The organism is Pseudarthrobacter sp. MM222 (assembly GCF_947090775.1).
Taxonomy (GTDB): Bacteria; Actinomycetota; Actinomycetes; order Actinomycetales; family Micrococcaceae; genus Arthrobacter.
This window is the reverse complement of the sequence record NZ_OX352321.1, coordinates 3,699,944-3,713,263: the sequence shown is the minus strand read 5'-3', so window position 1 is coordinate 3,713,263 and position 13,320 is coordinate 3,699,944. Positions and strand designations below refer to the sequence as shown.

The window sequence follows — 13,320 nt, the reverse complement described above, 5'->3', positions numbered from 1 at the left end:
AGGCCTACACTGGTCTTGCATTCAGCGGTTGCGTCTAGGGAGAAAGTCATGGACGTTATTGAGCAGGTGTACGAAGGAATGCACGTCGTAGCGCCGGATGGGAAGAAGGTCGGCAAGGTCGGCGACCTGAAGATGGGTGATCCCGAGGCTGTGACCTCGGACGGCCAGACCGATCCGATAACAGGAGGCCTTGTCGGCAGCGTGATCGATGATTTTGCGAAGAGCTCCAGGCTGCCGCGCCACACCGCAGAGCGGCTACTGCGGATCGGCTACGTGAAGGTCGACAGGTCCGGCCTGTTTGCAGGCCACACGTTCCTGGCCTCGGATGAGCTTGACCGGGTCGAGGGCGACACGCTGTGGCTCAAAGAAGGCCTGCACGCCGATCATTGACGCGCCCCGGCTGCTGGGAGGCGCTGGTGGATCCTGCGCGCCCATCGGTTCTCTGCGGGGTTACCGTGGAGGTATGGACTACCTGAGAGGTCCGCTGTATCTGGACATCGCGGCCAAGGGCCTGTGCCTGGTAGGTATCCTGTTGATGATTTTTGGGCAGGGCGGCTGGTTCACTGCCGGGGTTTTCGCCGTGGCCGTGGGCGTGCTCTTCGGCGCGTGGTCCCTGGTTGCCGCCCGCCGCATGGGATCACGGAGCGGCCGCTCGGGTGCAGCACTTCTCCGCGCCCGTCCTCCCGAGAATGACGTCCGGGAGGACGACGGGCATCCATGACGATCAGCACGTCGTCCGGCCAACAGCTCAGCCCGGCGCGTCGCCAGGGACCTGGCCGTCGGCGACGTCGGCCTTCGTCCAGGTGGCCACAACGCTGACGCCGCCGCCCTCATCGCGGTCGGTCACGACATCGATCTCGCCCGGCGCCGCGCCCATGCCTAGGAGCTCCTCCCGGTAGGCCGCCACAAGCTGGGAAAGACTTTCCTCCGTCCATTCACCGGGGCGCATCCGGGTGGAGATCTCCACTGGTTCAGGCTGATATAGCGTCAACGCTGCCTCCTCGGGCGGTTTCGGGGGCTGCACCAGCGGCCATTAGGGCTCTGGTTCCTGCGACCCCGCTCGCTCCACGGTAGAGCCGCCAGCGTCCCTCGGACAAGAACCCTAGCTTGAAACTGCGAACCCCCCCACGCAAGCGGACGCCTCACGGACGCCACACCCCTTTGAGCAGCCGTTGCACCTGCTCCGGCCGCTCGAGATTGGCGAAGTGGCCGCAACGCGGGATCGTCACCATGTGGACGTGCGGGACGAGAGCTGCCAAGCGGGCCAGGTCCGAGGGCGGCGTGAACACATCGCTGTCCCCGCGGGTGGCCAGCACCGGGCAGCGAATGCCGCGCCACCAGTCAAAGTCGTAGTGTGATGCGGCCCGGGCGGCAGCAGTGAAGGAGGCGGGCCGGGCGTCCTCGCCTAGCCGGCGGATCTCGATTTTGGAAATGACCGCGGGATCCGCGAAGAACGGGGACGCCAGCGGTCCAATTAAGGGCGTGGTCCCGGCTGCACGGACCAGTGCCTGCCCTGCCGGCCCGAGGGCCGCCATCGAGCGCATGAGCAGCTGCATTCCGACAAACGCGGGGAACGTTCTCAGGCTGCGCAGCGGCTCCTTGGCTGCCTCGGACACGCCGAATGTGGTGGCCGAAATAGCGGCCACGCTGGCCGTCCGCTCCGGCCACACCGCTGCAATGTGCAATGCCAGAAAGCCGCCCATGGAGTGGCCCACCAGGTTCCACCGCCGGTAGCCGAGCGCGTTCAGTACCCCGGTGACGGCGCGGGCCATCGCCTCGATAGTGAAATGTTCCACCCGGGCACCTTTCGTTGATTCACCCCAGCCCGGCAGATCAAGCAGCACCCGATCATGGGCCGGCGTTCCGCCCAGCAGCGCCCCGAAGGTGGTCCAGGTTCCGGCGGCGCCGTGAAGGTAGACAACCGGTGTGAGCGACACGGGACCGGGGCCTCCGCTACCCTGCATGACACGCACCGTGCAGGGACCGAGTTCCGTGGGAAGGATCTGCCGCCGCAGCGCGGCCGCTACCGTGGACGCGGTTTCCTGCTGGATACTCATGGTCACTTTCCGGTCGTGGTCTCTGAAACAGATTCGGAGCCACAGGTACTGCGGACCGGTCTGGAGGGGGGAGGCTGGGGGTCACGGCTCCTGCGTGCCGGCCGGATGCTCGATTGCCACGGTGCCGGCGTCACCGTCGACGCGGATCCGCTGGCCGCTGGCAACCCGCTGGGAGGCCACGCCGGTGCCGAGCACGGCCGGGATGCCGTATTCGCGGGCCACGATCGAGCTGTGGCTCAATGGGCCGCCGACGTCGGTGACCACGGCGGAGGCCATCGCGAACAGCGAGGTCCAGACGGGAGTGGTGATGCGGGCCACCAGGACGTCTCCGGGCTCCATCCGCGCGAAATCCTGTGGCCCCTCAGGACACGGGCGGGAGCAGTGACCCGGCCCGGGCTGGCACCGATGCCTTTGATGATGTCACCGGGCTGGTCCTGCGGGCCCGCCGGCATCATCGACCCAAAGGCCCGCTCCATCCACCGGCTCTCCGGCAGCAGCTGCGGTGCAGCGGCCTTTGCCTGGCCGCGCCACAGCATCTTGCGCTCCTCGACGACGGCGGAGCGGACGGGCCGGTCTGCTCCGGTAATGGCCACCGCCGCCGGTGCGCCGGGCGCTACCGCGGCCAGACCGAACTCGATGGCGCTTTGCAACTCCTGGCGGCGCAGCCAGAACACATCGTCTGGCTGGGCGATGACACCAGAGCCAACCAACCGCTGTCCGAGTTCGAGCAGCAGGCGCCGCAGCAGCGGCCAGGCCAGGCCGACGTCGGCCAGGGCATCCTCGCGGATCGGGGCGGCGTTCTGCGCCCACCGGAGGAGCCGGATGAAGGCTGCCCGGCGGGCCGGCCCGAGCCGGCTGGCCATTCGGCTGGTTTGCTCCTCCCTGCGTGTGGCCGAGTGCCGCTGGCGCTCGTGCGGGTCGGTGCCTTGGCCCCGCAGGTAGTACTTGACCGTCTCCAGCGGCGCCGAGGGATCGTCCGCCGGCACCGGGCTGGCGAAGTCCAGGTTGTAGACCGCATGACCGAACCGGTCGAGGTGGTTCTGGAAGCGAGGATGCCACTGCTGCCACAGTGCAGGGTCGAAACCGGCCGGCGGGGACCCGTCTGGCTGCGACCCGGCGAGCGCCGCCGTCGGTTCATTGAGGATCGCCGGGGCCAGCCCCGGCACGCCGAGGGCCCACACCGCGAGGTCGTACAGCGATTTTTCCGCCCGGATGGGTTCGCTGTCATAGCCGAGGAGGAACGTCTGGGCGGGGGGATCCCCGTCGCGCCGAACGAACTTGTCGTAATACGCCCCGAACGAAATTTCGCTCGTCGCGGCGAGCGGAATTATTGACTGCACTGCCGTGTAGTACACGGTGCCGGCGTCCAGCAACGCCTGCACACCCTCTAGCAGTTCTTCGCCGGAGAATTCGACGGCGGGCCTCGCCGACCAGTCCTTGATCACCTGCTCGTAACGAGGGTGCGAATATTCCCGCCAGCCGGTTATTCCCATATGCGCCTTGCCGCGGAGCAGCGCGCGTACCGCAGTCAGAGACTTGCCCATCAGCCGCCACATTCCTGAAGTGCGGTAGTAGTAGTAGGCGTAGCCGTTGATGGTGGGCAGTCCGACGTCGTCCTCGCGGATGATGTTCTTGCCGACGGCTTCGGCCAGCAAGGCTCTCAGCGACCGGGACACGGAACCGTCAATCAGGTCGGCGAACAACGGCGAGAGCGGGTTGGGCAGCTGTTCCACGATGCTCGCACGGAAATAGAGCCCCTTCGGATAGGGCACCGCCCAGGTGTCCGGGGTGTCAGCCGCCGGTTCAGGAAGTGCGGTGATGGGCCGGGATTGCAGGATGAAGAACTCGTTCCCGGCCCGCGCCCACTCGATGTCCTGCGGTGACCCGAATTGATCCCTAATCCGTGTTCCATAGCTTGCCAGCGCGGCGGCCGCGTGGTCGTCCAGTACTGGCCGGCGACGGCGGGCCGACGGCACCGGCTGCTCCCGGGTGCCGTGGTCCGCGTAGACCGTCAAGACGTCCTTGTCAGCGGTCCGCCGCGACAGCACGCGGCCCGACCCCGCCTCGACCACGACGTCGTCCGTGCTGACCGTTCCGCTGACCACAGACTCGCCGAGGCCCCACGCGGCACTGATCACGATCTGGTCGCGGCGCCCGTTGGCCGGATTGGCGGTGAACAGAACACCGGCTGCTTCGGCTTCGACCATCCGTTGGACCACTACAGCGAGGCGCACCGCGTCCGGTCCGATGCCTTCACGGGCGCGGTAGGCCATGGCACGGGCCGTCCACAGGGAAGCCCAGCATTCGGTGACGGCGGCGGACAGGGCCTCCGTCCCGACAATGTTGAGGTAGGTTTCCTGTTGCCCCGCGAAACTGGCCGAGGCGAGGTCCTCCGCCGTGGCGGAGGACCGCACCGCCACGGCCGTATCCCCGTTGCCGAGCAGCCCGTAGGCGGCGCCGAGTTCGGCTGCGATCACTGCCGGCATGGTGGCACCGGTAAACAGGGCGCGGATCCGCTCGGAAGCATTTTCGTAGTCCTCGGGCGACGCCTGCGGCGCCAGTTCCGCCAGCTCGCGGATGCCGGCCTGGAGGTGATTGGCCTCCACAAAATCCGCGTAGGCAGCGGTGTTCAGCACGAAGCCCGGGGGGACTGGCAGCCCGGCCCGAACGAGGCCGCCCAGTCCCACGCCCTTGCCGCCGGCCACGTCGACGTCGCTCTGTCCCACATCACCAAAGTTGACGATGTAGGTCATGACCGCGCGTCCTTCCTGCTTCGGAGCTTGGCCGCTCCATAGGGCCTGATTCCCAACATATTGGCACTCCTGCAGGCAAGAGGCCATAGCGTCCCCGGGGGGTCTGGAACGGCCGCCGCGGGTGACGCCGCAGGTCAGGACGGGATTCGAGCCCGGCCCAAGCTTTCCATAGGGTCTGTAAGCAGCATGGAGGCCTATCGCGAAGCCAATTTGGAGGTCCAATCATGGATCCGCACACTCGCAAAATTCCGGCCCCGGTTCTCAACCGCCGCCAATTCGGACTCCTGATGGGCGGCGGTGCCCTCCTGCTGTTCGGTGGAGGAACCTACGTTGCCATAGCACTGGGCGCTGCCGACGACACACCGATCCTGGGCACGGCCTTCGGCACCCTTTCCGTGGTCAATGCAGGCCGCCTTGCCCGGCTGGACGCGCAGGGAAGACCTGCCACCAAGTCACTGGCCGCCGCGGTAGCGCAGATCACCACCGGCGCGGGCACGGCGGCAGCGTTCGACGGCGCGCCACGCCTGGAGCGGGCGGCCCACCATGAGCCGGCAACGCCAGCCACCCACGGGCACGACGACGGGGCCGTACCGGATTCCGACTGGCCGCAGCCCGCCAACCTCACCTGGGGCGATGTTGTTCTCCTCGAAGTGGCGCTACGAAACACCCTGTCAGATCCTGTCCTGTTTGCCCCGGGCCAGTTGAGGCTGAAGCTGCTTCCGTCCGGCGTGACGGTCACCCCGCAGGACTTCAACCACGGCCCCGGCATTATCGCGCCCGGCGCCACGGAGCAGCTCTGGATCAGCTACCTGGCCCCCCACGATTCCCTTGAGATGGAGATCGAGTATTCGGATCCGGAATTGGAGGGGACTATGAGCGTGGGCCTGCCCGCCCTGACGGTCAGCCAGGTGACGCCATGAGCCCGCTGGACCTCCACATCAACGACGGCTACCTGCCAATGGTGGATGGTTCCCGCGTCTACCACCGTGGGTTCGGCGACCGGCAGACCCTTCTCCGCGACCCCGCGCCCAGCCTCGCAGTGAGTCCGCGGGTGTTCCTGCGGAACGGAACGGTGGCGGCGAGCCGGACCTACCCGCTGAATGCGGCCGTCCCGCCACTGGGCCGCCCCGCGCCCGCGGCGAAGGACCCGGCCAGCCCCGGGGAATTCCTGATCCGCCGCGCGCACTGGGCCAGCTTCTTTCCGGACCGGACCCTTATCGCGGAGACCGGCAGCACCATCAGCGTCCGCGTGACCAACCACCTGGCCCAGGAACATTCCCTGCAGTTCCTGAATGCCGGTCCGAACAACGGCCATGTCGGTACAGGCGCGATCAGGCCGGGTCAAGCCAGGACGCTGGAATTCAGGGCCCCGAAGGAGGGCACCTACCTCTACTGTGACCCGGGCGCTGATCCGGCCGATCCGACCGCGGACCCCGTCCAGCGGGTCCTTGGCCTCTTCGGCGCCCTGCTGGTAGTCAATCCGGACTCGCCGTGGGTGCCCATGCCGGGCGGGCCCGAGTTCGAGCGGCAGTGGCTGTGGATGCTGCACAACGTCGACCCCGTCTGGGCAGGTATCGCCTCCCGCAATGGAACCGTAGACCCAGGCCGGACACCCGCATACCCGCGCTATTTCACGCTGAACGGCCGCAGCGGCTTCCAGTCGCTGGCCGCGTCCACCGATGAGGCCCTCAACCGTGTCCGCGACGAGGACACCCTGATGTCAGGCTCCGCCCGGCGCGTCGACGTCCGCAATTTCAGTCAGGGTGCGACCCCCGGCACCGTCAGGGCCGGCCAGCTCATGCGCTTCCTCAATGCCGGCGTGGTCCACCACCAGCTGCACTTCCACGGAAACCACCTCTGGACGGTCAACCGGAACGGGGACATGTTCCCCCGCTCCGGCGGCAACGTCGATCCCGATGGCCATGTGGTGCTCCAGCAATGGGAAGACGTTATTGAAATGCACCCACTGGACCGGAAGGATTCCGTTCTCCCGCTGAAGCGCCCCCCGGAAGCGATTGAAGAGGTGTGGAACGCCCGGACGGAGGACTGGGACTACCCGATGCACTGCCACGCTGAACCATCGCAGGTGGCACGCGGCGGAATGTATCCGGGCGGCCTGGTGGGGCACTGGACAGTCGCAGCCCCCGGACCGGACACGGGTGGTCACGAGCTGTTCCGCAGCCAGGTCGACTTCAGTTCCCAGCAGATGCACGAGGGAAGCCCCGCAACAGAGTTCCGCCAGAAGCCGGACGTGGCGCATGAATTCAAGTTTTTCAACCGCAAAATGAAATTCGACGACGGCGGCGAATTTGAGATGTGGACGTTCGAATCCGAGAACTCCGGGCGAATCTTCCCGGCGCCCCTGGTCCGCCTCGTCGAGGGCCAGCTCTTCCAGGGCACCATAAAACCCGGCAAGAGGGTCCATACGGTCCACTGGCACGGCATCGAACCGGACCCGCGCAACGACGGCGTGGGCCACACCTCGTTCGAAGTCTCCGGCTCCTACACGTACCAGTGGCGCCCCGAGCGCGGATCTCCCGGGAATCCGAACGTGGGGGCGGCCGGAACGTACTTCTACCACTGCCACGTCAACACCCCGCTGCACGTCCAGATGGGAATGTTCGGCCCGCTCATCATTGACCCGGTGCCACACCCGGATTTCCCGGTGACCCGCGGGGCACGGAGGGCGTTTGTGGACGGGCCGGAGTACGACATAGATACCGAAACGATCCTCGTCCCCTACTCGTTGGACCCGCGCTGGCACCAGCTCAACCACGCCGCCGGGCTCTCCGGCGACGACGCCGGCCTGGACAAATTTGAGCCCAGACACTTCTACCTGCTGGGCGGCGAACTTGCCCCGGCACCGGCCAATGAGGGCCCGATTTTCCTCACCAGAATCCGCGCCCGGATGGCCGGGGGCACCTTCAAGCCCACGCTGCTCCGCCTGCTCAACGCCAACTACTTCCCCGCGAACGCGCGCTTCACCGACTCCGGCGGCAAGCCTGTCGCCATGGCCGAACTTATATCGCACGACGGACGGCCGTTCCGGGACACCTCAAGCCCAACCGGACCGGCCCGGCCGATTTCCGCCACCGGCCCCCTCCGGACGGCCAGCATCAACTTCGGTGCGGCCGAACGCTACGACATGCTCCTGCACCCGCCAGCCCGCGGAACGTATTGGCTTACCGTGGACCTGCTCGACTGGATCACCGAAGGAGTCCTTTTCTCCCGAAGAATCCCGGTGGTCACCGCCTAACCGCAGCACCGCCCCTGAAACCCTGTATGGCCGCACCCTTGCGAAATGCGTTAGTAGTGGCTAACGTATTCTTTGTGCTGGATGCCTTGGAGATTGCTGCGGAGCCGAACCGGCGACGGCTCCTGCATCTGCTGGCCAGCCATGAACAGGCCGTCGGGGAGCTGGCCGCGCACTTTACGGTGAGCCGCTCCGCGGTGTCCCAGCACTTGCTGTTGCTGGAGCAGGCCGGCTTGGTGTCGGCCCGCAAAGAGGGCCGCAACAGGTACTACCGGCTCGATCCGGCGGGCATGGGCCGGCTCCGGGAACTGGTCGAACAATTCTGGACCTACGAGCTGGACCTGCTGGCCTCGGATGCCGCTGCACTTGCCGCGCGGCGCTCCGGACCTCCGCAACATCACAAGACCAATTCAGATGCCCCGCCCCAAGACAAAGGACCACTCTCATGACGTTCGATAAGACCATTCACCTGCCCGTCGGCGCCGACGAGGCCTTTGCACTCATCACAGAGCCGGAGCGTCTTCGCCGCTGGCAGACGGTGGCCGCACGCGTGGACCTCCGCATCGGCGGCGAATACCGCTGGACCGTCACCCCGGGCCATCACGCGGCCGGCACGTTCCAGGAGATCGAGCCGGGCAAGCGCATCGTCTTCACTTGGGGCTGGGAATCGGGAATGGACCTGGCGCCCGGCGCCTCCACCGTGACCATCACGCTGGAGCCCGACGCCGGAGGCACCACGCTCCACCTGGTCCACGATGGCCTCACCGCCGAACAGGCCGCAGCACACGCCGAGGGCTGGAACCACTACCTGGGCCGCCTCGTCGCGGAAACGTCCTCCCCGGCCGGCGCCGGCCCCGACGAGTGGTCAGCGGCGCCGGACTCGATCGATCACCTCAGCTCTGCAGAGGCATCACTCGCCGTGCTTCTGGGCGTGCTTCGAAAGCTCACTCCGGCAGACCGGGAGAAGGCCACTCCTTGCGAAGACTTCACGGCGCACGAGTTGCTGGAACACCTGGCTGGTTCGCTGAAGCAGATCGGTGGTGCACTGGGCGCGGACGTGACAGACGACGCCGGGGCAGGCCCGGAAGTTCGCATCGCGGGTCTCGCGCAGGCCACCCTGGAGGCGTTCACCCGCCGCGGCGTCGAAGGCACCATCGACATGGGCTTCGCGGAACTGCCGGCCACGGTCGTCGCCGGCATCATTAACCTGGAGCTGCTCGTGCACGCCTGGGACTTTGCGAAGGCCACCGGCCAGGAACTCGTCGTTTCCGACGTCGTCACCGACCACGTTGCGGCCCTTGCCCGGCTGACCATCTCCGAGCAGGTCCGTGCAAGCGGCAGCTTCGCCCCTGAGTTCACGGTCGCCGAAACGGCCGGCAGCCTTGAGCGCCTGATCGCGTTCACCGGCCGAAGCGTCGCCGCCTAGAACTTTTCCCCCAGAAACCGCGTCAAACCAACCATGAAAGTAGGAACCCCATGTCCAAGTTCGTCTTCATCTACCACGCCCCGATGACCCCCGCCGAGGCGGCGCCGCCCGCGCCGGAGGACATGGCAGCTGTCATGGAGCAGTGGAACGCCTGGGCCGGGAAGGTCGGCAGCGGCCTGATCGATTTCGGCAGCCCGCTGGCCAACGGTGTCCGCGTTTCTTCCGGCGGAGCCACCGCCGCGAGCCAGCGTGAGGTCGCCGGCTACAGCATCATCGAGGTCGAAAATCTCGAGGCCGCCGTGGAACTCGCCAAGCAGCACCCGCACCTGAACATGCCGGGCGGCTGCGAGATCGAGGTTCACGAGGCCCAGCAAATCCCCGGGATGTAGCAGGAGCGGCCCGCCCGGTCCCGCAGGTGTGTGCGCCGTCGCCGCTGTACGGCCACGGCGGACACGCCGGCGCCACTAAGGCACATCTACGGGAGTGAGAGTCGTGTCTCAGCGCCAGTCATCGATCACGTAGGCGTTGGGGTGGCTGTATCCGGGATCATTGGGCCGGTGCATGGTCACACCCTGCAACCCGGTACGGAAACCGCGGGCGACCATGCGCTGATAGGCGTCCGGGCGGCCCAGGTTCATCCCGGCTTCGAGCTGACCCAGTCCGCGCTCGGCGGCCAGTTGCTCGCAGGCGTCGAGTAGTCGTTCGAATCTGTCACCCGCCTGCTGGCCGGGGCGTACGGCGCCGAACTTGATGAAGCACACATCTGTCCCGGCCTCCGAGCCCGGTCCGCAATGACACACGGCCAGCCCGTCGAGCCCCGACTCGCCCGGCAACAGCACAGTGTCACCGAGTCCCTGCACGTGCGCGGCGAGGATCTCGCGTTTTAGGTCCAGACCCGCGTACACGGCGTCAGTGAGGGCACGACAGGCACTGAGATAGTCGGGCCGCTCGGCGTCGGACAGCCCTCCAAACGTCACCTTTGCGGGCACCGCGTCACGGGCCGCCACCTGCTTACGCATGACGGCGGTCAGGAATCGGGGCCAGAAGCCGTACCGGCGGTAGAGCTCAAGGTGTTTAGGACTGTGCGAGAAGGTGAACAGGCCGAGGTGGCTGTTCCCCCAGCTCTCGAAGCACTCCATGATCGGCTCCATCAGGCTCTTGCCGACGCCGTGGTCCCACAAGTCCGGGCGCACGGTCAACGGTCCGAAGAACCCGACGCTGCCCCAATTTGCGGCAAAGTTTGATCCTACGAGCTCGCCATCGACTGTTGCGGCGAAGGCGGCGTGCGGATCGGCGGCGAAGCGAGTACGGACATAATCGGCCGTTCCGAACGGATCGGGGACGCCGAGAAACGTCCCGAACGCCAGCCTGACTATCTCGTCTGCGCGATCGAGGTCCGCCTCGCGCAGCGGCCGGACCGATACTGCGCCCTCGACACTCTTTCGCCCGGTTTCCTGTGCGGTCATGAGACTCTCCCTCCACGACTTCTTCTTGCAACAGACGCCCGACGCAACCCCGTCGCGTAGCGAATCCGGACACCCCCGGGCGATAGACTCCCGCGGAGGGATGTTGATCGTTGCTTTGTGGTGCTGTGCATTATGGCCCTATTGGAGGGTCTCGTCCAGCATCCGCGGGATCGTCAAAAGGCGCACATATATGTGATCTCGCCCAGCTGCCGGGGCGGGTCACTGGGCACGTGCGAGTTTCTATCGGGCCGCGCGCCGCCGCACATAGACACGAAACCGGCACGGTCCGGCGCGGGCGGCCGCATCCGTGTGAGGATCAGTCATGGCCGACCGACTAATGCTGCTCGACACCGCCTCGCTTTACTTCCGCGCTTTCTACGGCTTGCCCGACACGATCCGTCGCCCGGACGGCACGCCGGTGAACGCTGTCCGCGGCCTGCTCGACATGATCGCCCGGCTCACGACCGATTACGAGGCGACGCATCTCGTGGCGTGCTGGGACGACGACTGGCGCCCGCAGTGGCGGGTAGACCTCCTCCCGACCTATAAGTCGCATCGGGTCGCGGAGGTGGTGGCGGGCGCCCCCGACGTGGAGGTCGTGCCGGACGCGCTCGAGGCGCAGCTGCCGATGATCCGCCGGGTGCTCGACCTCGCCGGCATCGCCGTCGTGGGGGCCGCCGACCATGAGGCCGACGACGTCATTGGCACCTACGCCAGCCACGCGGAGCTTCCGGTCGATGTGGTCACCGGCGACCGCGATCTGTTCCAGGTTATCGACGACGCCCGTCAGGTGCGGGTGATCTACACCGCCCGCGGCATGAAGAACCTCGAAGTGGTGACCGACGTCGTAATCGTCGGGAAGTACCGCGTGTTGCCCGAGCAGTACGCCGATTACGCGACGCTCCGCGGCGACACCTCGGACGGCCTGCCGGGCGTGGCCGGCATCGGTGAGAAGACCGCCGCGTCGTTGCTCGGGGAGTACGGCACCCTCGACGGTCTGCTCGAAGCGGCGGCGGATGCGGGAGGCGGGCTGTCCGCGTCCGTGCGGTCGAAGCTCGCCGCGGCCGCCGATTACCTCGCCGCCGCGCCAACCGTCGTAAAAATCGTGCGGGACTTGGAGCTGCCGACGCTCGAGGAGGCCGGTGCCCAGCTGCACCCCGTCACCGGCGATGCGCGTGCCGAACTGGAACGGCTCGGCACCGAGTGGAACCTCGGCGGATCGGTCCGGCGACTCCTCGAAGCCCTCGATCGGCGGCACTGAGGGCGGGGAGACCCCGGCAGGCGGCGGCTCAGCCGCCGAGGACCACGTTCGCCGGCGGTTCCCCGGCCAGCATGAGCTCGATCTGTCGCTGCAGGAGCCGGCCCATGCGCGGGCGCATCGCCGAGCTCGCCCCGCCCACGTGCGGGGTGATGATCACGCCGGGCGCCTTCCAGAGCGGGTGGTCGCGCGGCAGCGGTTCCGGGTCCGTGACGTCCAGCGCGGCCCGGATCCGACCTGCAGCTGCATGGCGGACCAAGGCCTCGGTATCGGCCACCGGGCCACGGGCCACGTTCACCAGCAGTGCGCCATCGGGCATCGCCGCAAGGAACGCGTCATCGATCAGGTGCCGGGTGGAGTCGCTGAACGGAACGGCCACCACCACAATGTCGTGGTTTGGCAGAAGCCCGGGCAGCTCGGCAATGCCGTGCACGGCACCGCCCTCATCCGTCCGCGCCCGGCTTGCCACCCGCGTGACGCTGGTTTCGAATGGGATGAGCCGCCGTTCAATCGCCTTGCCCACTCCGCCGTACCCCACCATCAGGACGCGGCAGTCCGCCAGGCTCGCGGTCGACCGGGTTTCCCAGACGCCCTCCTGCTGATTGCGGAAGATGCGCGGGAACTCCCGCTGGCTGGCGAGAACCAGGGCCAGGACGAGCTCCGCCGTGGAGGTCTCGTGCACGCCGGCGGCATTGGCGAACACCCGTCCGGCCGGCAAGGACTCCGCCACGCCGTCGTACCCGATCGACTGGCTCTGCACCAGCGCCGTCTCGACGTCCTCGAGCCTGCGCAATACCTGCGTGCCGCCCATGTAGGGCGGGACGACAATATCGATCTTCGGCTGTGGCGCCCCACCTTCGAAGTCCCAGTCAAGCACCGTGACGTCCGGGTGCGGTTTCAGGTACCCGCGAAGGGCGGGGTCCGGCAGGCTGACGCTGATCTTCCGGGTCATAGGTCTCCAACAGCTCCGTCGGTCCGGGGCAGGCCTTTCTTCGGTTGGCCTGCCGGGTGGTTGATCTCCGTGGCCAGCCTAACGGAGCGGCAGCGGCGGCGGTGTCGGGATTTTTTCGGCCGGAGCTGCGCGAAAAGCAGATGCGCAACCACGAC

General features: G+C 67.2%; 14 protein-coding genes. 8 read left to right on the top strand and 6 right to left on the bottom strand.

What is annotated here, in order from left to right:
- Positions 1–48 precede the first annotated feature (48 nt).
- Both OM977_RS17030 and OM977_RS17025 read left to right on the top strand, forming a co-directional pair.
- The gene (locus OM977_RS17030; protein ID WP_264355067.1) at positions 49–390 is read left to right on the top strand and encodes a hypothetical protein; all 342 of its coding nucleotides are present in this window, start codon (positions 49–51) and stop codon (positions 388–390) included.
- 73 nt (positions 391–463) lie between these two features.
- Positions 464–721, top strand: a complete 258-nt coding sequence (locus OM977_RS17025; RefSeq protein ID WP_264355066.1) for a hypothetical protein — start codon at positions 464–466, stop codon at positions 719–721.
- A 27-nt stretch (positions 722–748) separates the two neighbouring features.
- On the opposite strand, the gene OM977_RS17020 is transcribed toward OM977_RS17025, so the two are convergent.
- From OM977_RS17020 to OM977_RS17005, 4 genes are all read right to left on the bottom strand, one after another.
- On the bottom strand, positions 749–967 hold the full coding sequence (locus tag OM977_RS17020; protein ID WP_333473987.1) for a hypothetical protein: 219 nt from the start codon (positions 965–967) through the stop codon (positions 749–751).
- 175 nt (positions 968–1,142) lie between these two features.
- On the bottom strand, positions 1,143–2,057 hold the full coding sequence (locus OM977_RS17015; protein WP_264355064.1) for an alpha/beta fold hydrolase: 915 nt from the start codon (positions 2,055–2,057) through the stop codon (positions 1,143–1,145).
- Positions 2,058–2,138: 81 nt separating this feature from the next.
- Positions 2,139–2,333, bottom strand: coding sequence for a PEP-utilizing enzyme (locus OM977_RS17010; protein WP_442960666.1), 195 nt, complete (start codon positions 2,331–2,333; stop codon positions 2,139–2,141).
- Positions 2,294–4,810 (bottom strand): PEP/pyruvate-binding domain-containing protein, encoded by a 2,517-nt coding sequence (locus OM977_RS17005; RefSeq protein ID WP_264355062.1) that lies wholly within the window; start codon positions 4,808–4,810, stop codon positions 2,294–2,296. Before OM977_RS17005 ends, OM977_RS17010 begins: the two co-directional genes overlap by 40 nt.
- 224 nt (positions 4,811–5,034) lie before the next feature.
- On the opposite strand from OM977_RS17005, the gene OM977_RS17000 reads away from it, so the two are divergent.
- From OM977_RS17000 to OM977_RS16980, 5 genes are read left to right on the top strand one after another with little or no spacing between them, the layout of a single operon-like run.
- Positions 5,035–5,730, top strand: coding sequence for a hypothetical protein (locus tag OM977_RS17000; protein ID WP_264355061.1), 696 nt, complete (start codon positions 5,035–5,037; stop codon positions 5,728–5,730).
- Positions 5,727–8,066: a multicopper oxidase domain-containing protein gene (locus OM977_RS16995; RefSeq protein ID WP_264355060.1), complete on the top strand. Its 2,340-nt coding sequence runs from the start codon at positions 5,727–5,729 to the stop codon at positions 8,064–8,066. Before OM977_RS17000 ends, OM977_RS16995 begins: the two co-directional genes overlap by 4 nt.
- Before the next feature lie 56 nt (positions 8,067–8,122).
- The gene (locus tag OM977_RS16990) at positions 8,123–8,512 is read left to right on the top strand and encodes an ArsR/SmtB family transcription factor (RefSeq protein ID WP_264355059.1); all 390 of its coding nucleotides are present in this window, start codon (positions 8,123–8,125) and stop codon (positions 8,510–8,512) included.
- Positions 8,509–9,489 (top strand): TIGR03086 family metal-binding protein, encoded by a 981-nt coding sequence (locus tag OM977_RS16985; RefSeq protein WP_264355058.1) that lies wholly within the window; start codon positions 8,509–8,511, stop codon positions 9,487–9,489. Before OM977_RS16990 ends, OM977_RS16985 begins: the two co-directional genes overlap by 4 nt.
- A 50-nt stretch (positions 9,490–9,539) precedes the next feature.
- Positions 9,540–9,878: a YciI family protein gene (locus OM977_RS16980; protein ID WP_264355057.1), complete on the top strand. Its 339-nt coding sequence runs from the start codon at positions 9,540–9,542 to the stop codon at positions 9,876–9,878.
- 108 nt (positions 9,879–9,986) lie between these two features.
- Here the strand turns inward: OM977_RS16980 and OM977_RS16975 are convergent, their stop codons facing one another.
- On the bottom strand, positions 9,987–10,955 hold the full coding sequence (locus OM977_RS16975) for a GNAT family N-acetyltransferase (protein ID WP_264355056.1): 969 nt from the start codon (positions 10,953–10,955) through the stop codon (positions 9,987–9,989).
- A 322-nt stretch (positions 10,956–11,277) separates the two neighbouring features.
- Here OM977_RS16975 and OM977_RS16970 point away from each other — a divergent pair, with 322 nt between their 5' ends.
- Positions 11,278–12,216 (top strand): 5'-3' exonuclease, encoded by a 939-nt coding sequence (locus tag OM977_RS16970; RefSeq protein WP_264355055.1) that lies wholly within the window; start codon positions 11,278–11,280, stop codon positions 12,214–12,216.
- 28 nt (positions 12,217–12,244) lie between these two features.
- Here the strand turns inward: OM977_RS16970 and OM977_RS16965 are convergent, their stop codons facing one another.
- A complete protein-coding gene (locus tag OM977_RS16965; RefSeq protein WP_264355054.1) occupies positions 12,245–13,165 on the bottom strand; it encodes a 2-hydroxyacid dehydrogenase in 921 nt (306 codons plus the stop codon).
- Positions 13,166–13,320: the final 155 nt, after the last annotated feature.

What these genes read in the sequence shown, in the direction of transcription:
- OM977_RS17030 (WP_264355067.1), top strand. Translation starts at nt 49, where the DNA reads ATGGACGTTATTGAGCAGGTGTACGAAGGAATGCACGTCGTAGCGCCG.
- OM977_RS17025 (WP_264355066.1), top strand. Translation starts at nt 464, where the DNA reads ATGGACTACCTGAGAGGTCCGCTGTATCTGGACATCGCGGCCAAGGGC.
- OM977_RS17015 (WP_264355064.1), bottom strand. Translation starts at nt 2,057, where the DNA reads ATGAGTATCCAGCAGGAAACCGCGTCCACGGTAGCGGCCGCGCTGCGG.
- OM977_RS17010 (WP_442960666.1), bottom strand. Translation starts at nt 2,333, where the DNA reads ATGGCCTCCGCCGTGGTCACCGACGTCGGCGGCCCATTGAGCCACAGC.
- OM977_RS17005 (WP_264355062.1), bottom strand. Translation starts at nt 4,810, where the DNA reads ATGACCTACATCGTCAACTTTGGTGATGTGGGACAGAGCGACGTCGAC.
- OM977_RS17000 (WP_264355061.1), top strand. Translation starts at nt 5,035, where the DNA reads ATGGATCCGCACACTCGCAAAATTCCGGCCCCGGTTCTCAACCGCCGC.
- OM977_RS16995 (WP_264355060.1), top strand. Translation starts at nt 5,727, where the DNA reads ATGAGCCCGCTGGACCTCCACATCAACGACGGCTACCTGCCAATGGTG.
- OM977_RS16985 (WP_264355058.1), top strand. Translation starts at nt 8,509, where the DNA reads ATGACGTTCGATAAGACCATTCACCTGCCCGTCGGCGCCGACGAGGCC.
- OM977_RS16980 (WP_264355057.1), top strand. Translation starts at nt 9,540, where the DNA reads ATGTCCAAGTTCGTCTTCATCTACCACGCCCCGATGACCCCCGCCGAG.
- OM977_RS16975 (WP_264355056.1), bottom strand. Translation starts at nt 10,955, where the DNA reads ATGACCGCACAGGAAACCGGGCGAAAGAGTGTCGAGGGCGCAGTATCG.
- OM977_RS16970 (WP_264355055.1), top strand. Translation starts at nt 11,278, where the DNA reads ATGGCCGACCGACTAATGCTGCTCGACACCGCCTCGCTTTACTTCCGC.
- OM977_RS16965 (WP_264355054.1), bottom strand. Translation starts at nt 13,165, where the DNA reads ATGACCCGGAAGATCAGCGTCAGCCTGCCGGACCCCGCCCTTCGCGGG.